This window comes from Streptomyces sp. NPDC053474 (genome assembly GCF_044544845.1).
GTDB lineage: Bacteria > Actinomycetota > Actinomycetes > Streptomycetales > Streptomycetaceae > Streptomyces.
Genome location: NZ_JBITXV010000032.1, coordinates 21,145 through 42,552, shown reverse-complemented (window position 1 = coordinate 42,552; position 21,408 = coordinate 21,145). Strand labels below are relative to the sequence as shown.

15 protein-coding genes are annotated in these 21,408 nt (G+C 72.8%); 3 read left to right on the top strand and 12 right to left on the bottom strand.

Annotated features, from left to right (window positions below; genetic code table 11):
• Positions 1 to 363 precede the first annotated feature (363 nt).
• Entirely contained in the window at positions 364 to 1,371 is a 1,008-nt protein-coding gene (locus tag ACIG3E_RS40340; RefSeq protein WP_399626089.1) for a stage II sporulation protein M, read from the bottom strand.
• A gap of 116 nt (positions 1,372 to 1,487) precedes the next feature.
• Here ACIG3E_RS40340 and ACIG3E_RS40335 point away from each other — a divergent pair, with 116 nt between their 5' ends.
• Positions 1,488 to 2,483, top strand: coding sequence for an RDD family protein (locus ACIG3E_RS40335; protein WP_399626086.1), 996 nt, complete (start codon positions 1,488 to 1,490; stop codon positions 2,481 to 2,483).
• Between the two features lie 8 nt (positions 2,484 to 2,491).
• Here the strand turns inward: ACIG3E_RS40335 and ACIG3E_RS40330 are convergent, their stop codons facing one another.
• On the bottom strand, positions 2,492 to 3,106 hold the full coding sequence (locus ACIG3E_RS40330; RefSeq protein WP_399626083.1) for a hypothetical protein: 615 nt from the start codon (positions 3,104 to 3,106) through the stop codon (positions 2,492 to 2,494).
• A 517-nt stretch (positions 3,107 to 3,623) separates the two neighbouring features.
• Positions 3,624 to 5,081 carry an adenosylhomocysteinase gene (ahcY, locus tag ACIG3E_RS40325; protein WP_399626092.1) on the bottom strand — a complete coding sequence of 486 codons (1,458 nt, stop codon included), beginning with the start codon at positions 5,079 to 5,081 and terminating at the stop codon, positions 3,624 to 3,626.
• Between the two features lie 377 nt (positions 5,082 to 5,458).
• Here ahcY and ACIG3E_RS40320 point away from each other — a divergent pair, with 377 nt between their 5' ends.
• The gene (locus ACIG3E_RS40320) at positions 5,459 to 7,567 is read left to right on the top strand and encodes a fructose-specific PTS transporter subunit EIIC (protein WP_399626081.1); all 2,109 of its coding nucleotides are present in this window, start codon (positions 5,459 to 5,461) and stop codon (positions 7,565 to 7,567) included.
• A 69-nt stretch (positions 7,568 to 7,636) separates the two neighbouring features.
• Here the strand turns inward: ACIG3E_RS40320 and ACIG3E_RS40315 are convergent, their stop codons facing one another.
• From ACIG3E_RS40315 to ACIG3E_RS40285, 7 genes are all read right to left on the bottom strand, one after another.
• On the bottom strand, positions 7,637 to 8,614 hold the full coding sequence (locus ACIG3E_RS40315; RefSeq protein ID WP_399626078.1) for a cation diffusion facilitator family transporter: 978 nt from the start codon (positions 8,612 to 8,614) through the stop codon (positions 7,637 to 7,639).
• Positions 8,615 to 8,752: 138 nt separating this feature from the next.
• Positions 8,753 to 9,904, bottom strand: coding sequence for a mannose-6-phosphate isomerase, class I (gene manA, locus ACIG3E_RS40310; RefSeq protein WP_399626076.1), 1,152 nt, complete (start codon positions 9,902 to 9,904; stop codon positions 8,753 to 8,755).
• Positions 9,905 to 10,023: 119 nt separating this feature from the next.
• Positions 10,024 to 11,178: an SIS domain-containing protein gene (locus tag ACIG3E_RS40305; RefSeq protein ID WP_399626074.1), complete on the bottom strand. Its 1,155-nt coding sequence runs from the start codon at positions 11,176 to 11,178 to the stop codon at positions 10,024 to 10,026.
• Between the two features lie 82 nt (positions 11,179 to 11,260).
• The gene (locus ACIG3E_RS40300; RefSeq protein WP_138960070.1) at positions 11,261 to 11,437 is read right to left on the bottom strand and encodes a Trm112 family protein; all 177 of its coding nucleotides are present in this window, start codon (positions 11,435 to 11,437) and stop codon (positions 11,261 to 11,263) included.
• 158 nt (positions 11,438 to 11,595) lie between these two features.
• Positions 11,596 to 12,960, bottom strand: a complete 1,365-nt coding sequence (locus tag ACIG3E_RS40295; RefSeq protein WP_399626071.1) for a phosphomannomutase/phosphoglucomutase — start codon at positions 12,958 to 12,960, stop codon at positions 11,596 to 11,598.
• 161 nt (positions 12,961 to 13,121) lie between these two features.
• Complete coding sequence (locus ACIG3E_RS40290; RefSeq protein WP_399626069.1) at positions 13,122 to 14,738, bottom strand: L-lactate permease; 1,617 nt, start codon at positions 14,736 to 14,738, stop codon at positions 13,122 to 13,124.
• 256 nt (positions 14,739 to 14,994) lie between these two features.
• A complete protein-coding gene (locus tag ACIG3E_RS40285) occupies positions 14,995 to 15,417 on the bottom strand; it encodes a DUF3499 domain-containing protein (protein WP_138960073.1) in 423 nt (140 codons plus the stop codon).
• 262 nt (positions 15,418 to 15,679) lie between these two features.
• Here ACIG3E_RS40285 and ACIG3E_RS40280 point away from each other — a divergent pair, with 262 nt between their 5' ends.
• Complete coding sequence (locus tag ACIG3E_RS40280) at positions 15,680 to 16,135, top strand: metallopeptidase family protein (RefSeq protein ID WP_399626067.1); 456 nt, start codon at positions 15,680 to 15,682, stop codon at positions 16,133 to 16,135.
• Between the two features lie 11 nt (positions 16,136 to 16,146).
• Here ACIG3E_RS40280 and ACIG3E_RS40275 read toward each other — a convergent pair whose 3' ends face one another.
• Together ACIG3E_RS40275 and ACIG3E_RS40270 are read right to left on the bottom strand one after the other, a co-directional pair.
• The gene (locus ACIG3E_RS40275; protein ID WP_399626065.1) at positions 16,147 to 17,631 is read right to left on the bottom strand and encodes a DUF5719 family protein; all 1,485 of its coding nucleotides are present in this window, start codon (positions 17,629 to 17,631) and stop codon (positions 16,147 to 16,149) included.
• Positions 17,628 to 21,350, bottom strand: coding sequence for a glycosyltransferase (locus ACIG3E_RS40270; RefSeq protein ID WP_399626063.1), 3,723 nt, complete (start codon positions 21,348 to 21,350; stop codon positions 17,628 to 17,630). The genes ACIG3E_RS40275 and ACIG3E_RS40270 overlap by 4 nt, the downstream gene beginning before the upstream one ends.
• Positions 21,351 to 21,408 lie beyond the last annotated feature (58 nt).

The window sequence follows — 21,408 nt, the reverse complement described above, 5'->3', positions numbered from 1 at the left end:
TTCATTTCCGGTGGCCGTTGGAGGGCCTTTGCCTTTCGGCGTTTCCGACTCTATCAGATCTTTCCGGCTTCCCGGTCCGTTCCGATTTTCATCGGTGCCTTTCAGGTTTTCGCTTTCGCGTTTCCCTTTTCGGCGGTTCCGACTTTATCAGAAGTTTTGGGCCGGTCTGACCGGCTCAGGATTCCGATTCATCGGGGGTGGCTTCTCGATTGATGTGATTCGAGAAGCAGATGGATTATCACCGCTGCCGTGCGAGCTGTCCAGCTCTAGGCAACTGTTCGAATCTACCTCCCCGGTCCTTCCGTGTCAACGGTTTTTCCGGAGCGATGAGGAGACTAGCAGGTCAGAAGGGTCGTACGCACATCACGCCGCAGTGGGGACGGACGCGCTCCGCTCCGATGCGTCGAGGTCGCCGGTCTCGCCCTCGCGTGCCGCCCGGCCGCCGAGGACATAGACGTATGCGAGAAAGGCCAGCTCGGCGGCGATTCCGATGGTGATGCGGGCCCAGGTGGGCAGGCCGGAGGGGGTGACGAAGCCTTCGATGGCGCCGGACACGAGCAGGACCAGGGCGAGGCCGATGGCCATTCCCAGGGCGGAGCGACCTTCCTCCGCCATGGCCGCGCGGCGGGTGCGCGGGCCGGGATCGATCAGCGTCCAGCCGAGGCGCAGTCCCGTTCCGGCGGCTACGAAGACGGCGGTCAGCTCCAGCAGGCCGTGCGGGAGGAGCAGTCCGAGGAAGGTGTCCAGACGGCCCGCGGAGGACATCAGGCCGAGGCCGACACCCACGTTGAGCATGTTCTGGAAGAGGATCCAGATGACAGGTATCCCCAGGAAGGCGCCCAGGACCAGGCACATCGCGGCCGCTTGGGCGTTGTTCGTCCACACCTGGGCGGCGAAGGACGTCGCCGGGTGGCTGGAGTAGTACGTCTCGTACTCGCCTCCGGGGCGGGTCATGTCCCGCAGCGCCGAAGGGGCCGCGATCGAGGACTGCACCTCCGGGTGCGTGCCGACCCACCAGCCGATCACGACCGCGAGGGCCACCGACAGCAGGGACACCGGAATCCACCAGCGCCGGGACCGGTAGACCGCGGCGGGGAACCCGTACGTCAGGAAGCGGGTGACGTCCCTCCAGGAGGCGCGGCGCGTGCCCGTCACGGCACTACGCGCGCGTGCCACCAGCTGTGTGAGGCGTCCGGTGAGCTGCGGGTCCGGGGCGCTGGACTGGATCAGGGAGAGGTGGGTGGCGGTGCGCTGGTAGAGCGTGACGAGTTCGTCGACCTCAGGGCCGGTGAGTCGGCGCTGGCGGCGTACCAGGGCGTCGAGCCGGTCCCACTCGGCTGCGTGGGCCGACACGAAGACGTCGAGGTCCATCGGATTGGCTGCTCCTCGGCTTCTCGTACTTCTCGTACTGCTCCTACTGCGGCGCGATCACTCATCAGCTTGGCAGACTGGCGGTGGCGGGGGCAGCGACGGGAAGGACGGCGGGCGTGAGCGAGCTTGTGACGGGCGAGGCGGTGGCGCTGGAACTGCGTCCCGCGAAGCTGCCGAGCCGGGTGCTCGCCCTCCTGATCGACATGGTCGTGGCCTGGTCGGTGTACCTGGCCGTGACGCTGGGGCTCCTCGCGGCGACCGCGTCGCTCGACGACGCGGCGGTCGCCGCCATCGCCGTGGCGACGTTCGTCCTGGTGCTCGTGGGCGTGCCCATAGCGATCGAGACGCTCAGCCACGGGCGGTCGCTGGGGAAGCTGGCCTGCGGGCTGCGGGTCGTACGGGACGACGGCGGGCCGATCCGGTTCCGGCACGCCCTGGTGCGCGGTGCCGTCGGCGTCGTCGAGATCCTGATGATGTTCGGGGTGGTCGCCTGCATCGCGTCCTTGGTCTCGGCGCGGGGGCGGCGGCTCGGGGACGTGTTCGCGGGGACGCTCGTCGTACGGGAGCGGGTGCCCACAGGGCAGACGGCGTACGTGCCCGCGCCCCCGCCGTGGCTCGCCGGGCGGTTCTCCGAGCTCGATCTGTCGGGGGTTCCGGACGGCCTGTGGCTGGCGATACGGCAGTACCTGACGCGCATGGGGCAGTTGGATCCGCAGGTCGGCTGGGGCATGGCGGAGCGCCTCGCGGGCGATCTGGCGGCGCGGACGGGCGCCCCGGCTCCGGTGGGGGTGCCACCGGCCGCGTTCCTGGCCGCCGTGGTGCACGAGCGGCAGGCTCGGGAGGCGCAGCGGGCCTTCGGCGGGGCGGCGGTTGAGAGAAGTGCGCCGTACCCGGGCGCCTACGCGCCGGTCGCGTACGCCCCGAGTGCGCCCAGCTCCCCCACCCCGGTCCCGTACCCCCCGTCGGCCCCTCACGCGGCGGGGCAGTGGGCTCCGCCCTCTTCCGGTACGGGGGACGCGGAGGCGCCCCGGGCCGTGCCGCGTGCCGTGGCGGAGTCCGGGCCGCGTGACGAGCCGCGGCAGCCGTCGACGGGCTTCGTGCCGCCGGCGTAGGGCGGGCGTCAGGGGAAGGTCGACGGTGGCGACTCGAGGTGTTCGAGCTCGATGCCGGGGGCCGCGAGGACGACGTCGCCGCTGAGGTGGACGGTGTGCTGCTCGCCCGTGTCCAGGGCTGTGACCTGGTATTCGTCCACGGTCAGCGGGCCGTTGTCAGTGGCGTGTGCTTCTCTCGTCAGCAGGGCCCAGGACTGGTCGAGGGTGCGCGGCGCCAGGACCGGGTCCGTGAAGGCGACCAGGCGGACGCGGGTCGCGGGGGAATCGGGGGTGAGGCGCAGCAGCCGGGCGGTGGCGACGAGGAAGGCGGGGGACGTGCCGGTGAAGGCATGAGCGGGGGCGTTGTTCTCGGTGGCGTGCGCGCCGGTGGCGTCGGTGCGGACCCAGGTGACGCCGTCGAGGGCGGCGGCCCGCACGCGCCAGCCGGAGGCGTTCAGTTCGAGACGGATGGGGCGGCCCAGTTCGTCGACGGCCAGGTCGACGGAGCCCGTGTGGTCGCCGGAGGGAGCGGTGCGCTGGGCGACGTAGCGCCAGCCGGAGGGGCCGGGCGCGCAGTGGAAGTGTTCTTCAGCCAGGGGGGTGTGATCGTGCGGATCGTGCAGCGAATAGCGACCGCGGGGCATGGGGCTCGGTCCTTGTCGGGGGACGTGCGGTAGGGCGTCGTCGACGCCGTGGAGCGTCGGGCAGAGCGATGGAGCGTCGTGGGGCGAGCGTACGGACCGTCGTGAGGCGAGCCGTCGGAGGGTCCGCGCAGTCGAGTGCCGGGAGCGCGTGGGCCGAGGGCTCGTATGCCGAGGGCCCAAAGCCGAGGGCTCGTAGGTCGAGGGCTCGTGAGCCGGGAGTTCGTGGGCCGCGGGCCTATGAGCCGGGGGCTCGTAGGCCGGGGGCTCGTGAGGCAGCGCGCCGTCGGGGATGCGGAGTCGGGCGTCCTGACGGTGGGCTGCCGGGGCCAGCACCGGGGCTCGCGGAGCGACCATGACGCGGTCCCGGGCCAGTACGCCGACAGGCCCCCGCCACAACGGCGAGGGCCTGCTGGAGACGTACGGCCGGGATCGGCCGGACGGGCCGGGCACCGTCCCGGGGATCGGGAGCGGCCCGAGGTGGGGCCGCTCCGTGATCAGGGGCGGTACGCGGGCCGGATCAGTAGCGGTAGTGGTCCGGCTTGTACGGGCCCTCGACCTCGACGCCGATGTACGCGGCCTGCTCGGGGCTGAGCTTCGTGAGCTTCACGCCGAGCGCGTCCAGGTGCAGACGGGCGACCTTCTCGTCGAGGTGCTTCGGCAGCGTGTAGACGCCGATCGGGTACTCGTCCTGCTTGGTGAACAGCTCGATCTGGGCCAGGGTCTGGTCCGCGAAGGAGTTGGACATCACGAAGGACGGGTGGCCCGTCGCGTTGCCCAGGTTCAGCAGGCGGCCCTCGGAGAGGACGATGAGGACCTTGCCGTCCGCGAAGGTCCAGGTGTGGACCTGCGGCTTGACCTCGTCCTTGACGATGCCCGGGATCTGCGCGAGACCGGCCATGTCGATCTCGTTGTCGAAGTGGCCGATGTTGCCCACGATGGCCTGGTGCTTCATCTTGGCCATGTCCGAGGCCATGATGATGTCCTTGTTGCCGGTCGTGGTGATGAAGATGTCGGCGGTCTCGACGACCTCGTCCAGGGTGGTGACCTGGTAGCCGTCCATCGCGGCCTGGAGGGCGCAGATCGGGTCGACCTCGGTGACGATGACGCGGGCGCCCTGGCCGCGCAGGGATTCGGCGCAGCCCTTGCCGACGTCGCCGTAGCCGAAGACCACGGCGGTCTTGCCGCCGATGAGGACGTCGGTGGCGCGGTTGATGCCGTCGATGAGCGAGTGGCGGCAGCCGTACTTGTTGTCGAACTTCGACTTGGTGACGGCGTCGTTCACGTTGATCGCCGGGAAGAGGAGCTTGCCGTCGCGCTGCATCTCGTACAGGCGGTGGACGCCGGTCGTGGTCTCCTCGGTGACACCGCGGATCTCCGAGGAGAGCTGGGTCCACTTCTGCGGGTTCTCAGCCAGGGTGCGGTTGAGGACCTGGAGGATGACGCGGTGCTCGTCGTTCTCGGCGGTCTCGACGGCCGGGGCCTTGCCGTCCTTCTCGTACTGGACGCCCAGGTGGACGAGCATGGTGGCGTCGCCGCCGTCGTCCAGGATCATGTTCGGGCCGCCGGTGGGCGAGTTCGGCCAGGTCAGGGCCTGCTCGGTGCACCACCAGTACTCCTCCAGGGTCTCGCCCTTCCAGGCGAAGACCGGGATGCCCTGGGGGTCGTCCGGGGTGCCGTTCGGACCGACGGCGATGGCCGCGGCGGCGTGGTCCTGGGTCGAGAAGATGTTGCAGGAGACCCAGCGGACCTCGGCGCCGAGGGCGACCAGGGTCTCGATGAGCACGGCGGTCTGCACGGTCATGTGCAGCGAGCCCATGATCCGGGCGCCGGCGAGCGGCTGGCTGGCGGCGAATTCCTTGCGGATCGCCATCAGGCCGGGCATCTCGTGCTCGGCGAGGGTGATCTCCTTGCGGCCGAACGCGGCCAGGGAGAGATCGGCGACCTTGAAGTCCTTGCCGTTGACGGCAGTCATGATGAGCTGCTCCTCGTGATGGGTCGAGGGTGGGCATGGCTGATCTGCGGCGTCGGGGCACGGAGACACACCGGCGCGCGCAGCGCAGTCCGTCGGAGGCCCTCTCTCCCTCGGCCGGTCCAGGAGCGGACCGCCCGACCGCCATCAGCAGCGACGTCTGGCACTGTCACGAATCTACACCGATCGGCGCAGTGAGCCACAAGGGTGCCGGGAGAGGGGCCGTGGCTGAATCGCGACCTTCCCCGAGGTTGAGCAAAGGCCATCAGTCCATGACGAACCGGGACCTTTGCGCTTTTGCTCCTGTCCCTGTCTGTTGCAGGATGCCTGGAGATCGGGAACATATGCGCGATCTTGTTCGGTCAAGGCGTTAGGAGAACCACGTGACCAGTCCGGCCGACCCCCCGACCGGCGCCGACGGGCAGAAGAGGCTGAAGCTGCTCGCGGTGACCGCCTGCCCGACCGGCATCGCCCACACGTACATGGCGGCGGAGAAGCTCCAGCAGGCCGCCGACCGTCTCGGCGTCGACATGAAGGTGGAGACGCAAGGCTCGATCGGGGCCGAGAACGTGCTGTCTGACAACGATGTCAGAGAGGCGGACGGCGTCATCATCGCGGCCGACAAGGACGTGGACCGCGGCAGGTTCGCGGGCAAGCGCGTGTTGTCCGTCGGGGTTTCCGAGGGCATCAGCCACCCCGAGCGGCTGATCGAGCGGGTCGGGAGCGCGCCCGTGCAGAGCGGCGACGGCGCCGGGAGCGGCGGCGCGGGCGCGGCCACCGGCGGCGGGGGCGGCCGGGAGCGGAGCGTCGCGTACAAGGCGCTGATGAACGGCGTCTCGTACATGATCCCGTTCGTCGTGGTCGGCGGTCTGCTGATCGCGATCTCGCTGTCGCTCGGCGGGCACACCGACCCGAAGGGCGGGCTCGTCATCCCGGACGACTCGTTCTGGATGCACGTGAACCAGATCGGCGTCATCGGGTTCACGCTGATGGTGCCGATCCTGTCGGGGTACATCGCGTACGCGATCGGGGACCGGCCCGCGCTCGTGCCGGGCATGATCGGCGGCTGGATCGCCAACACCGGTGAGCTGTACGACTCCAAGGCGGGGGCGGGTTTCATCGGGGCGATCGTGACCGGGTTCCTGGCCGGGTATCTGGTGCTGTGGATCAAGAAGGTCAAGGTCCCGAAGTTCGTCCAGCCGATCATGCCGATCATCGTGATCCCGATCCTGGCGACGAGCGCGCTCGGGCTCTTCTTCATCTACGTCATCGGCAAGCCGATCTCGTGGGTCTTCGAGCATCTGACGGACTGGCTCAGCGGGATGACGGGCACGAGCGCGATCCTGCTCGGCGCGATCCTGGGGCTGATGATCGCCTTCGACATGGGTGGTCCGGTCAACAAGACGGCGTTCCTGTTCGGTGCGGGGCTCATCGCCACCGGCAACCAGACCGTCATGGGCATGTGTGCGGCCGCGATTCCGGTGATGCCGCTCGGGCAGGGGCTCGCGACGCTGATCCGCAAGCGGCTGTACACGGAACAGGAGCGGGAGACCGGGCTCGCGTCGCTGTTCATGGGGTTGTTCGGGATTTCGGAAGGTGCAATTCCGTTCGCTGCCGCGCGGCCCGCGCAGGTCATTCCCGCGAACATGCTCGGCGGTGCCGTGGCCGGTGCGATCGCGGGCCTCGCGAGCGTGAAGGACGCGGTGCCGCACGGCGGGCCGATCGTCGCGGTGCTCGGTGCGGTCGGGGGTGTGCCGATGTTCTTCGTCGCCGTGGCCGCCGGAACGGCCGTCACCGCCCTCGCCACCGTGACGCTGGTGGATCTGAGCGAGCGGAGGCGGCGCGGGGTGCCGGTCGGCGGGGCGGGCGTGGCCGAGCCGGTGCTGGCCGGTGTGGGCGCGGGGGCCGGTGGGGCAGCTGTGGCTGGTGAGGCGGCTGTGGTCGGCGACGGGGCCGGAGCCGCGCGAACCGGAAGCCAGGAGTCCGCTGTCTCGGCCCCGGTGGCCGCTTCCCCGGTGGCCGGGGATGCCGCGCCCGAGGTCCTCTCGGGCTATCTCACCCGGCAGACCGTCAAGGTCGAGCTCGCCGCCGAGGACAAGGAGGCCGCGATCCGTGAGATGGCCGGGCTCCTCGCGCGTACCGGCAAGGTGACGGATGTGGAGGAGCTGGTGCGGACCGCGCTCGCGCGCGAGGCGCAGGGCACCACGGGGCTCGGTGAGGAGATCGCGATCCCGCACGCCAAGACCGACGCGGTGACCTCGCCGGTCGTGGGCTTCGCGCGGTCGGCCGAGGGCATCGAGTGGGGGTCGCTCGACGGCACGAAGGCCAAGCTGATCTTCATGATCTCCGTGCCTGAGGCTGCGGCGGGCGACGAGCACCTGCGGATCCTGGCGCTGCTGTCGCGGAAGCTGATGGATGAGGGGTTTCGGGGGCGGCTTGTGGCTGCGGTGGATGAGGCTGCGGTGTTGGAGGTGCTGCGCGAGGTTCAGTGAGGCTCGGCGTTTGTACGGGGAAGGGCCCCGCACCGGTGTTGGTGCGGGGCCCTTCTCGTACGGCCTGGGTCAGTGGCCGGGCTCCGGGGGCGGACCGCCCGGGGACTTGGCCGGGTTCGTGCCCGCGGCGGCCGCGGCCTCGCGGTAGATGTCCGGCTCCAAGTAGATGACACGGGCGATCGGGACCGCCTCGCGGATGCGGGTTTCGGCGGCGTTGATGGCGTCGGCGATCTCGCGGGCGGTGTCGTCGTGCTGGACGGCGATCTTGGCGGCGACGAGCAGCTCCTCCGGGCCGAGGTGGAGGGTGCGCATGTGGATGATGCGGGTGACGGTGTCGCCGTCGACGATGGCCTTCTCGATCTTCTGGACCTCTTCGGTGCCCGCGGCCTCGCCGAGCAGCAGCGACTTGGTCTCGGCCGCGAGGACGATCGCGATGAGGATGAGCAGGGCGCCGATGCAGAGCGTGCCGACGCCGTCCCAGACGCCGTTGCCCGTGGCGAGCGCGAGGCCGACGCCGCCGAGCGCGAGGACCAGGCCGACGAGGGCACCGAAGTCCTCCAGGAGGACGACGGGCAGCTCGGGCGCCTTGGCGCGGCGGATGAACTCCTTCCAGGAGAGCGATCCGCGCAGGGTGTTGGACTCCTTGATGGCCGTCCGGAAGGAGAACGACTCGGCGATGATGGCGAACACCAGGACGCCGACCGGCCAGTACCAGTGCTCGATCTCGTGCGGGTGCTTGATCTTCTCGTAGCCCTCGTAGAGGGCGAACATGCCGCCTACGGAGAAGAGCACGATGGAGACGAGGAACGCGTAGATGTAGCGCTCGCGGCCGTACCCGAAGGGGTGTTGTGGAGTGGCCTCGCGCTGGGCCTTCTTGCCGCCGAGGAGCAGCAGGCCCTGGTTGCCTGAGTCGGCGAGCGAGTGCACGCTCTCGGCCAGCATCGACGACGAGCCACTGAAGAGGAACGCCACGAACTTGGCCACCGCGATCGCGAGGTTGGCGCCGAGAGCCGCCACGATCGCCTTTGTTCCGCCTGACGCACTCATGTGTGCCCGTTGTCCCTTCCGTTGCGTGCCGCGCCTGCCGCGTGACACGCGTACGTTCTCCGTTCCGCGACGGCCGGGCGCCGTGAGGCCCGGCCGGTGCGGTGCGTCATTGTTGCAGCACGGGAGGCGTGGGGTGGTTCAGGCCACCACGGTGGCGCGGAAAAGGGTGCCGCTGCCGGAGACGTCGGCCTTCTCGTCCGCGGGGACGAACACGGATCCGCCGGGCGTGAGGGAGAGGTCGCCCACGCGGACCTCGCCCGCCGCGCAGAGCAGGATCTGCGGCGTCCCCGCGGTGAGGTCGTGCCGGGCGTCGCCCTCGGGCAGGACGTAGCGGGAGAGCCGGAACTCGTCGATCGGCGTCTCGTAGACCTCTTCGCCGTCGGGAGAGGCCTCGGGGCGCAGGATGCCGGGGTCGCTCGCCTCGAAGCGGACGACGCGCAGGAGTTCGGGCACGTCGACGTGCTTGGGGGTGAGGCCGCAGCGCAGCACGTTGTCGGAGTTGGCCATGATCTCGACGCCCATGCCGCTGAGGTAGGCGTGCGGGACCCCGGCGCCGAGGTAGAGGGCCTCGCCGGGCTTGAGGGTGACGTGGTTGAGCAGCATGGCGGCGATGACGCCGGGGTCGCCGGGGAAGTGCCGGGCCGCGTCGGCGTACGGGGCGTAGGGGCCGCCGAGGCGCTCGGCGGCGGTCGCGGCCTCGGTGACCGCGCGCGCCATCTCGTCGCGGTCGGCGGTGAGGACGGCCGTGAGGACCTCGCGCAGGGCCGCGTCCTCGGGCTTGGCGCGCAGCAGGTCGACGTACGGCTTGAGGGAGTCCACGCCGAGGCCCTCGATGAGGTCGGCGGCCTCGGCGGGCGGGCGGAAGCCGCACAGGCCGTCGAACGGCGTGAGCGCGCAGATCAGTTCGGGCTTGTGGTTGGCGTCCTTGTAGTTGCGGTGGGGCGCGTCGAGCGGGATGCCGCGGGCCTCTTCGTCCTCGTAGCCCTCGCGGGCCTGCTCCAGGTCCGGGTGCACCTGTACGGACAGGGGGGCGCCCGCGGCGAGGATCTTCAGGAGGAAGGGCAGGCGCGGGCCGAACTTGTCGACGGCGCGGGCGCCGAGCTCGGCGCGCGGATCCTCGTCGATCACCTCGTTGAGCGGCCCGCGCTCGGTGCGCGAGGGCGCGCCCGGGTGGGCGCCCATCCACATCTCGGCCTGCGGTTCGCCGGTCGGCTCGACGCCGAGGAGACCCGCGATGGCGGTGGTGGAACCCCAGGCGTAGGGGCGGATGGTGTTGGTGAGGCGGTCCACGGAAGGGTCTCCCTTACGGGCGTGCGGGGACGCGGGCGGGCGCGTCCTTCGGTGCGGGTACGCGCGTGCCCCCTACGGGTACGGGTGCGCGCGGGCGGGCGCCCGTACGGGGGCCGGGGTCATGATCGGCTCCCGGAGGCGAGCGCCAGGTAAACGGCGGCGAAATCCGTGAGGGCGATCAGTTCGGCCAGGCGCTCCAGGTCGTCGCCGTCCTCGGGGTCGAGCTCGCTGAGGGCGATGTCGTGGCTCTGGGCGAGCTCGCGGGCGGCGGGCGCCGCGGTGAGGCCGCCCGCGTCGGCGGAGCGGTCGCGCAGCAGGACCGCGCGGGCGCGCAGGGGGCCCGGGTCGTCGACGCGGTCGCGGAAGAAGTCGTCGCTGTCGGCGCCGCCGGTGAGGCCGCGCGCGAGCAGCGGGGCGTGGGCGGGCAGCGCTTCGGGGAGCTCGGCGGCAAGCGCGGGGTGCCCGGCCAGCTCGGCGAGCACGGCGGCGAAGCGGCGGCCCACGGGGGCCGCGGTCTCGCCCTCGGTCCAGATCAGCGGGAGCGCTTCGGACAGCTCGGTCGCGAGGGTCTTGGCGGGGTTGTGGTAGGTCGCGACGGCGGGGCCGCAGCGCTCCGCGACGCCGTCGAGCCGGTCGGCGACCTTCTGGAGGGTCTCCACGGGGGCGGTGACCAGGCCGGTGCGGTCGAGCAGGGCGAGCAGCGGGACGAGCAGGGACCACAGGGTGCCGGGGGCGGCGGCCGGGGCCCCGGTGCCGTCGGCGTCGTCCGTGCTGGGCCGGGGCGCCACGGCCATCGGGACGGTGAGGCCGTGTGCGCCGCTGACGCCCTCGGCGAGCGGGGAGCGGGCCGGGGCCACGGCGGCGACGGTGCAGCCGCGGCGGTAGGACTGCTCGGCGAGGAGCGAGAGGCCCGGCTCCGTGCCGTCGGGCGTGGCGATGAGCAGCAGGTCCACGGGGCCGACCCAGCCGGGCAGGGACCAGCGCAGGGCGCCCGCCGCGGGGGCGACGCCGGTGGGGGTGATCCTGATGACGGGGCAGCCGGTGCCCACGAGGGCGCCGATGAGGTCGGCGACGCCGGCGGCGGCCGTGCCGGGGCCCGCGATCAGGACGGCGCGGGGGCGGCCGTCCGGTTTCAGCTCCGTGACCCCGGACTCGGTGGCGTGCCGGACCGCGGTCCGTACGCGGGCGCCCGCTTCGGCGGCGCCGCGCAGCAGGTCACGCAGGTCTGCGCGGGCGAGTTCGTCGGGGGCGTCCAGGAGCGACTCGTCGAGCATGGGGGTCCGGCCTCCGATCGCCGTGCGCGGCAGGGGTGCGGGCGGGCGACTGTGCGGGTGCACGCCTGCCCTTTTCTGATCCTTACTCGGGGCGGCGGGCCTCGTCGACCAGGAGTACGGGGATGCCGTCGCGGATCGGGTACGCGAGGCCGCAGTCGGTGCCTTCCGCGGTGCAGACCAGCTCGTCGTCCGTCTCCTTGAGAGGGGCGTGGCAGGCCGGGCAGGCGAGGATCTCCAGGAGGCCGGCTTCGAGCGGCATGGGGTGGTCCCTTCGGGGTGGGGTCGTGCGGCCCGCCCAGCCTATCGCTGGCCTGGGGGCCTTGGGCGGGGGCGGGGCCCTGCCCCGGGTGGGGCGGGGCCCTTCCCGGGGCGGGGGCCCGCCCCTCCCCCCGTGTCGCTCTCCGGGTGCGGGCCCGGCTACGCCCTGATGATCGCCAGAGCCGCGTCGCGGGTCTTCTCCATGGTCTGCTGGTCGCGGGCCTCCGCGTTGAGGCGGAGGAGCGGCTCCGTGTTGGAGGCGCGGACGTTGAACCACCAGTCGGCCGTCGTGACCGTCAGGCCGTCCAGCTCGTCGAGGGTGACGCCGTCCTGGCCTTCGTACGCGGCCCTGATCGCGGCGAGGCGGGCCTGCTGGTCGGCCACTGTGGAGTTGATCTCGCCGGAGCCCACATAGCGGTCGTACTGCTCCACGAGGCCCGACAGGGGCCCCTGCTGGCCGCCGAGGGCGGCCAGGACGTGCAGGGCGGCCAGCATGCCCGTGTCGGCGTTCCAGAAGTCGCGGAAGTAGTAGTGCGCGGAGTGCTCGCCGCCGAAGATCGCGCCCGACTTGGCCATCTCCTCCTTGATGAAGGAGTGCCCCACGCGCGTGCGCACCGGCGTGCCGCCGTTCTCCCGCACGACCTCCGGGACGGTCCAGGAGGTGATCAAGTTGTGGATGACCGTGCCGGAGCCGCCGTGCTTGGCGAGCTCGCGGGCGGCGACCAGGGCGGTGATCGCCGAGGGGGAGACCGGGTCACCGTTCTCGTCGACGACGAAGCAGCGGTCGGCGTCGCCGTCGAAGGCGATGCCGATGTCGGCGCCCTCGGCGCGCACGCGCTGCTGGAGGTCGACGATGTTCGCCGGGTCCAGCGGGTTGGCCTCGTGGTTGGGGAAGGTGCCGTCCAGCTCGAAGTACATCGGTACCAGCGTCAGGGGCAGGCCCTCGAAGACGGTGGGCACCGTGTGGCCGCCCATGCCGTTGCCCGCGTCCACGACCACCTTCAGCGGACGGATCGCGCTCAGGTCGACCAGGGACCGCAAGTGGGCCGCGTAGTCGTCCAGGGTCTCGCGGCGGGTGAGCGCGCCCGCCGCCGTCAGCGAGGGCGGCGCGCCCTGGGCCAGCCAGCTCTCCACCAGGGCGCGGATGTCGGCCAGGCCGGTGTCCTGGCCGACCGGGGCGGCGCCCGCGCGGCACATCTTGATGCCGTTGTACTGCGCCGGGTTGTGCGAGGCGGTGAACATCGCCCCCGGCAGGTCCAACGCGCCGGAGGCGTAGTACAGCTGGTCCGTGGAGCACAGGCCGATCTCCGTGACGTCCACGCCGAGGGCTGCCGCGCCGCGCGCGAAGGCGCCGGAGAGGCCGGGCGACGAGGGCCGCATGTCGTGCCCGACGACGATCGCGGCCGCGCCCGTCACCCGCGCGAAGGCGGCGCCGAACTGCTCGGCCAGGGTCTCGTCCCACTGGTCCGGGACCACCCCGCGCACGTCGTACGCCTTCACGATCTGGGACAGATCAGCAGCCACGGCCAAGCCTCTCTTTACGTACGTTCAGCGACGCGTGGGGCGCCCGGGCGGGCGGCCGCACGCGGCGGACTTCGTCGACGGACTTCCTACGGACTTCCTACGGCGCCCCCAAACTACCTCCAACCACTGACAGCGGGTTGTGGCGGCGTTACACAAGGGCGTCAGGGAAGCATCCAGCCGAGCGCCGCCGTGCTCTGGCCCACCACGATCAGGCACATCACGAGCAGCAGGCCGAGGCTCCAGGGCAGCACCTTGCGCAGCAGATCGCCCTCCCTGCCCGCGAGTCCGACGGCCGCGCACGCGATGGTCAGGTTCTGCGGGGAGATCATCTTGCCGAGCACCCCGCCCGAGCTGTTGGCGGCGGCGAGGAGCTCGGGCGAGAGCCCCGACTGTTCGGCCGCGGTCACCTGGAGGGCGCCGAACAGCGCGTTCGCGGAGGTGTCCGAGCCGGTCACCGCGACGCCGAACCAGCCGAGCGCCGGCGAGAGGAAGGCGAGGCCCGCGCCCGCGTCGGCCACGAAGTGCCCGATGGTGGCGGCCTGTCCGGAGAGGTTCATGACGTACGCGAGCGCGAGGACGCTCGTCACCGTCAGGATCGCGAACCGCAGTTCGTGCACGGTGGCCGCCCACTCCCGTGCCGCCACGCGCGCGTGGACGCCGAGTACGGCGGCCGTCCCGAACCCGGCGAGCAGCACGAGCGTGCCGCCGGTGGCCACCAGGGGCAGCGAGAAGACGTTGCCCCCGACCGGGGCGCCCGCGGGGTCGGCGACGTCCAGGAAGGGCCAGTCGAAGGTGCGGGTGGCCTCCGTGAGGAAGTCCTTGACGGGCGGGATCTGCGCGACGGAGAAGACCGCGACGATCAGGGCGTACGGGGCGTAGGCGCGCAGCACGTCGGCGCGCGGGTCGGCGTGGTCGAGGTCCTCGCTGCGCGCGCCGGTGAGGACCGCGGCGCGCACGGGCTCGGCGGCAGGCCTGCGCGCGTGCGGCACGGCCACGAGGGCGCCCGCGCCCGCCAAGGCGGCTCCGATGTCGGCCAGTTGCGCGGAGACGTAGTTGGAGGCCGCGAACTGCGCGGCGGCGAAGGCGAAGCCGCACACGAGGGCGGGCACCCAGGTCTCGCGCAGGCCGCGCCGCCCGTCGACGAGGGCGACCAGGAGCAGCGGCACGACGAACGCGAGCAGCGGCGTCTGGCGGCCGACCACGGTGGCGACGGTGTCCAGGGGGATGCCGGTGACCTGCGCGAGCGTCACTACGGGGGTGCCCATGGCTCCGAAGGCGACGGGCGCGGTGTTGGCGACGAGGGCGACGACCGCGGCGCGCACCGGGTCGAAGCCGAGCGCCACGAGCATGACCGCGCTGATCGCGACGGGCGCACCGAAGCCCGCGAGGGCTTCGAGCAGCGCGCCGAAGCAGAAGGCGACGACGAGCGCCTGGATGCGCGGGTCGTCGGAGAGCCGCCCGAAGGAGCGTCTGAGGATGTCGAAGTGACGGGTGCGGACGGTCATCCGGTACACCCACAGGGCGTTGACGACGATCCACAGGATGGGGAAGAGCCCGAAGACGGCCCCCTGGGCGGCGCTGGACGCGGTCTGGCCGAGGGGCATGCCGAACACGAGCCAGGCGACGGCCCCGGCCACGCACAGGCCGATGAGCCCGGCCCGGTGTGCCTTCATGCGGACGGCGCCGAGGAGGACGAGGACGGTGAGCAGGGGAAGGGTCGCGACGAGTGCGGACAGGCCGAGCGAGTCGGCCACGGGCTCCAGTTGCTGCACGAACACGGGTGCCTCCCTGGATGATCCCTTGATCACGGGGTGGCGAAATAGTCGTGGCCTCGACAAACAGCCGTCAATCCGTGTGCCGGTGAAGATTCACTCATGGGCGTGCGGACCGCGCACACGGCGGCGCGGGAACGGGCTGGCCGGAATGCGCCCCAGCCATCTCCGGGCGTCCGGCAAGAACCGTCGGGCGAGAGCCGTCACACGAGAGCCGTCAGACGGGAGCCGTCGGGCAAGAGCCGTCAGACGAAAACCGTGCTCAGTTGTCCGGCGAGCGCAGCACCCGCAGATGGCCGCGGCGCGCGACCTCCATGGGGTCCGCTCCGCGCGACCCGCCGCCCGCTCCCGCGGCGCGCTCCTGGGGCCGTGCGGCCTCCCGCACGGCGTTGGCGAGGGCTTCGAGGTCGTCGCCGCTGGGCCGGGCCGGGCCCGAGGCGTCGGCGAGCCGGACGACCTCCCAGCCGCGCGGCGCGGTCAGGCGCTCGGAGTGCTCGGCGCACAGGTCGTAGCAGTGGGGTTCGGCGTAGGTGGCGAGGGGGCCGAGGACCGCGGTCGAGTCGGCGTAGACGTACGTCAGCGTCGCGACGGCGGGTCGGCCGCAAGCGGTGCGCGAACAGCGACGTACAGGGCTCACGACGTTGGACGGTACCGCACTCTTGAGCGGGCCGCGACGACTCTCCACCAGGTCACTCCCCCGTGTCGTGCGGTGTCACCGTGCGCGGCGTGTCCGGAAAGCACCACTCTGACCTGCGGAGACACAAGGGACCAACGGGGCCTGTGGTGTTGAACCCGGTCACCACTCGGAACAAATACTGCCAATCAGGGCGAGATCGGCGGTACAGGAGAGATGCACAATCGTGCCCAAGCTTGGCTGGAATGGTCAGGAAGCGACATGCCGTGCTCCGCGCGGAAAGGGCGATCTCGGGGACTACGCTTCGTCAGTGATGGACGACCCCGTACAGCCCCGCTCCGCCGAGCCGAGGCCCCGCCGCCGCGACCGCCACGGCAGGGGCATGCGCGGCCCCGTGGCGCCGCCGCAGGTCCCCCTCTCCATGAGCCGCGCCGAGGCCTTCACCGACCTCGTGCAGGACTCGGTGGAGCGCCTGGAGCGGCGCTGGCCGCAGCTCACCGAGATCGACTTCCTGGTGCTGGAGGTGCCTCCCACCGTCGGGGGCGCCCCCGACGAGGAGTGGACCGGGGAGGCCGTGCCGCTCGGGGGGACCGTGGCCGCGTCCGAGGGACGGCCCGCGCGGGTCGTCATCTACCGACGGCCCGTGGAGATCCGGACCAAGGGGCGGGACGAGCGGGCCGCGCTCGTCCACGAGGTGGTCGTCGAGCAGGTCGCCGAGCTCCTCGGGCTCTCCCCGGAGTCGGTGGACCCGCGCTACGGCGAGGACTGACCGGCCGGGCGCTACTTCTGCAGTACCTCCAGGTCCTGCTTGGCCCTCGGTACCTCCACCGTGCCCCTGTCGTCCGGCAGGGACTGGATCGTGAACATAGGGATGCCGTTTTCGGGGATCGCCAGCATGCGCGACGCGTAGACGGAGGTGTCCGACTGGGGCTCCAGAGTGAGGGCGTAGGAGCCCTTCAGGCCGGGGGGCACGGGCGGGGCGACGGCGAGCGTCGTGCCCGCCTTGACCGTGTACGTCTTGCTGGTGGCCTCGCCCGCCTCCGTGCCCGGGGACGCGGTGACCTTGACGCGGGTGGTCTTGTCGGGGGCCGTCAGGGAGAGCGTGGTGCCCTTGGCGCGGTTGTCGGCGACGGTCGCGCGGGCGCCCACGGGGGCGGTCGCCGGGATGAACGCCGTCTCCTGCTTGGCGCCCTTGCCGCGCGTGACGCGGAGCGCCGCCACGACCGGGACGGGGTCCTCCGTGGGGGTGAGGACCAGCGAACCCGCCTCCCCCTTCGTCACGTCGCCCAGGTCCACCGTCGCCGTCATGCCCGACTTCACGTGCAGCGTCTCGTGCCCGGCCGGTGTGATCGAGCCGGTGGGCGAGGCGAGTTGGACCTTCAGGTCGGCGTCGTCGGCGCCGGGCGCGAAGGCCACGAGGCGGACCGAGGTCGCGTCCTTCGGGATGCCCGGCAGCACCAGACGGGGCGCCGGGTCGGCGGCGGCGGGCAGCCAGTCGCCGCCCAGCTCCTCGTCAGAGGACTGCACCGCGGCGGCGACACGGCCGCTGCGCGCGGTGACGTGCAGCGTGAGGTCCGTCTGCGGCTTGGGCGTGAGCGTGGACAGGAGCACGGGGACGCTGGAGCGCGGCTGGATCTGGATGGACTCGCCGACCTCCGCCTTCAGGGCGCCGCCGGGGCCGTACAGCTCGATGTCCACGACCGCCGCCGCGTCGTCCGGGTTCATCAGGTGGACGTAGTCGTTGCGGCCCTTGGCCGAGCCGGCGCCCGGGAACCAGAAGTCGGTGTCCGGGGCGGTGCAGTTGGTGCCGTGCAGGCCGCGCCCCGCGCCCGCGCTGACCGAGGTCGTCTGCTGGGCGGTCCAGCCGGGCGCGAGGCGGCCGTCGGCGCTGCCGATGAGCGTGGGGGCCTCCGCGCCCGACTCCTCGCCGGAGACCGGCTTCCCGGGCTCCTTCTGGGTCAGGAACGGCTTGGCGCCCTTGCCCTTGCCGCCCTGCGGCGCGTCCGTGAGCTGCTTGACGACGGGGAACAGCGCGGCCCCGCCCGCGCGCCCCGAGGCCCGCGACGCGGGCGTGAACGCCGTGTACGTCGTCTCCGCGAGGTCGGACGTGCTGGGCTCCGGGCACAGCAGGCTCGTGCGCTCCACGGGCAGCCGCTTCGCCGCGGCGACGCCGTCGTCGCCCGCCGGGGCGTTGACGGCGGCGAAGCCGGTCACGGCGGCCAGGGCCGCCGCCGCGGCGATCAGGGACAGGGTGGTGCGGTTCACTGCTGGCTCCCGTCGGGACGCTCACTGTCGGTGCCGTGCGGGGGGCGCGGCGGCATCGGCGGGTGCTGCGGGTGGGCGGCGTCCGGGGCGTCGTAGGTGCCGTACGTCTGGCCGTAGCCGGAGTTCGTCTCGTACGTGCCGTACGTGCCTTCGTAGGCGTACGGGTCGTACTGGGCGCCCTGGTAGGGGCCCGCCTGGTACGCCTGGTCGTAGCCTCCGGAGGCGTACTGGCCGCCCTGGTGGTGCTGTTCGCCGCCGTACGCGCCCTGGTCGGCGCCCGCGTGGGCGGGGGTCTGCCACTCGCCCTGGGCGGGCGCGTGCTGGGGCGGCGCGGGCGTGTGCTGGGCCGGGACCGCGCCCAGAGCGGCCTCTTCGGGGATGCCGTCTGGGAACGCGCCCTCCTGGGGGCCCTGTTCGCCCTGGGCCCGCAGCCTGCGCGCCCTGCGGCCCTCGCCCGCTGCCGCCTGGGCGGGCACCAGCTGCTCCTCCGGGAGGTCGTCGTCCACGTCGCGGCGGCGGCCGGGCAGCGCGAGGACCACCAGGACGAGCGCGAGGGCGCCCTGCGTCCACAGCAGCGCCGTGTGGGCGGCCGGGGCCTCGTACGTGATGTCCAAGCGGCCGCCCGAGGCGGGCAGTTCGAAGCCCTGGGCCCAGCCGTCCACGGTGGTCCTGGTCAGCGCGCGGCCGTCCAGGGTCGCCGTCCAGCCCGGGTCGGCCGCGTCGGCGAGGCGCAGCACGCGGCCCTCGTCGTCGGACGGGACCTTCGTGTGCACCTCCACGGGGCCCGCGGCGACCGGCTCGGGGTCCTGGGAGCCGGACACGACGGCCGCGCGGGCGACCTGCCGGTCCACGCGCCACAGGGCGCTGCCGTCCTCCTGGCTGAGCCGGGTCAGGCCCGGCGTGGTGTCCAGGGTACGGCTGAGCTGGCGCGGCGCGCCGTCGCGGACGAGGACGTAGCGCACGGCGTAGCCGCCGAGCTGGTCGGCCTGGTCGGCGCCGGAGCCCGCGAGGAGGCGGGCGACGATGCGGTCGAGGCGGGCGTCCGTGCCGTCCTTGGCGGCGAGTTCGGCGTCGCCGAGGCGGGCGCCGGAGCCGCGGACCAGCATGTAGGCGACCTCGGCCGGGGACGCGCTGTCCAGGACGAGCGTGCGGGCCTGGTCCTGGGTGCGGCTCTCCTCGGCGACGAACGCGGGCACCTGCACCGGGTCGCGGCGCTCCAGCGGGCCGTCGGCGCCGCGGATCATCCACCCGGCGGCGGCGAGCAGCGGCCCCGCGGCCGTGGCGAACGCGATGAGCGCGGCCACCGGCTGGCGCCAGCCGAAGCTCTGCTCGGCGACACGCGCGCGTGCGCCGTCGGCGCCGAGGGCGGCTGCGGCGAGCAGCGCGATGCCGTACGCGAGCGTGGCCGGGCCCGCCCACGCCGAGCCGTTCGACAGGGCGGCGAAGACCAGCGCGACCAGGGCGACGGCCCAGGCGCTGCGGACGGCCAGCTGCCGCTCGGCGCGCAGCAGCGCGGCGAGGGCGGCCAGGACGATGCCGATGAGCAGCAGGCCGTGCACGGTGCCGGGGCCGCCGGGGCTGCCGCCGAGCAGGTCGAGCGCGGACGCGGAGCCCGTGCCGTACGCGAGACCGGCCTCCTTGAAGAAGCCGGTCGGCAGCAGCGTGAGGGACCAGGGCGCGAGGACGAGCAGCGGCGTGCCGACGGCGGCGAGGAAGCGCGTGCCGTACGCGACGAGGTCGGCGCGGCGCAGCGCGAGCACCAGGAGGCCGACGACGGCGGCGATGGGCCACACGATGGGCGTGAAGGCCGTGGTGACGGTGAGCAGCAGCGCGTACGCCCACGTGGCGCGCCAGCTGCCGCGGCCGCCGTCCTGGGAGGTGAGCCCGGCGGCCGAGGCTCCCGCGCGCGCGATGAGCGGCAGCAGGACGGCGAGGACGGCGGTGCCGACGCGCCCGCCCGCGAGCGCGCCGGTGGTGGCGGGCAGGAAGGCGTACGCGACGGACGCCCACGCGCGCAGCAGCCGGGAGGTGACCAGGGGCCGGGAAGCGAAGTAGGCGGTGAAGCCCGCGAGCGGCACCGAGCCGATCAGGAGGACGGTGACGGCGAGCCCGGTGGAGCCGAACAGGAGCGTCGACAGGCTGGCCAGGAGGGCCAGGTAAGGGGGTGCCGCGTCCGTGCCGCCGATGCCCACGGGGTGCCACGCGTCCGTGTACCGGGACCACAGGTCCGAGGCGTCGGCGGGCGCGGGCAGGAGCGCGCCGCCCGCGAGCGCGCCGCCGCCGAGCAGCGACCGGCACGCGACGAGCGACACGAAGAGCAGGACGACGAAGAGCAGGGGCCCGGGCTTGCGGGCGACGCGCTTGAGGCGCGCGAACTGCTCGATCTCCAGGAAGTCGGCGTCGTCGCCGCCGGGTCCCGACTCGACGGCTCCGTGCCGCCCCGCGGCGGAGACCTCGGGGTCGGAGTCGCCGCCGAGGTGGCCCGCGACCTGCTCGACGGTGGCGCGCACCGTGGCGCCGGGCGGCGGGAACAAGGGGCGCATCTCGCCGCCGGTCACCTGCGGCTTGCCGCGCTTCTTGCGGGCGGCGAGGATCCGCTCGGGCCGCAGCAGCGTGCCGAAGAGCCCGGCGACCTCGTCGAGGGCCTGGCCGGGCGCCTTGCCGAGGAGCAGCCCGAGGGTGCGCAGCAGGGTGCCGACGACGAGCCGGACGAGGACCCAGGGCAGCACGGCGGTGCGGGAGTTGACGAGCAGGGTGTAGACCGCGCCCGCCTTGTCGACGCGGTGCGGCGAGGTCGCCGTACGGCCCACGCAGTCGACGGTGCGGCGCTCGCGCGACGCGGCCTCCGCGTGCCGCACGACGGCGTCGGGGGCGACCAGGACGCGGTGTCCCGCCGCGTGGGCGCGCCAGCACAGGTCGACGTCGTCGCGCATGAGGGGCAGTCGGCGGTCGAACCCGCCGAGCCGCTCGAAGACCTCACGGCGGATCAGCATGCCCGCGGTGGACACGGAGAGCACGGGCCGCACGTGGTCGTGCTGGCCCTGGTCCTGTTCGCGCCGGTCGAGACCGGTCCAGCGGCGGCCCGAGTGGGCGATGGAGACGCCCACTTCGAGGAGCTGTCTGCGGTCGTACCAGCCGCGGAGCTTGGGGCCGACGACCGCGACCTCGTTGCCCGCCTCGCGCTCCGCCTCGACGGCGCGCAGCAGTTCGGCGAGGGCGCCGGGCTCGGGCGCGCAGTCGTCGTGCAGGAGCCACAGCCACTGCTCGGGCTCGCCGTGCGGCAGGTCCGGCAGGTCGTAGGCGTCGTCGCGCCAGGTGCGGCTCACCGGGTCCCAGCCGCTGGGGCGCTTGAGATACGGCAGGTCCTCGGGGGTGAGGACGGAGGCCGTGCGCACCGCCTCGTCGACGGCGGTGCCGAAGCCGGAGCGGCGGGCCAGGTGCAGCACGCGGTCGTCGCCCAGGGCCTCGGTGACCAGGCGCGCGGAGTCGTCGGCGCTGCCGGTGTCGGCCGCGATCGCGTTCTGTACGGGGCGGTCCTGGCCGAGCAGTCCGGCGAGCGCGTCGGGCAGCCAGCGGGCGCCGTCGTGGGAGACGAGCACCGCTGTCACGACGTGCTGCGGGAACTCGGGTGGGCTCGCCGGGTCGAACCCGGCCGCGCGGGACGGGTCGAACCCGGCGGCGGCGCCGTCGTGGTCTTGGGGGTGGCTGTGCACGGACATCGAGGTACGGGCCCCGGTTCGCTGGACTGCGGTGGACGCCCGTGCCCTGTGGGGGCGC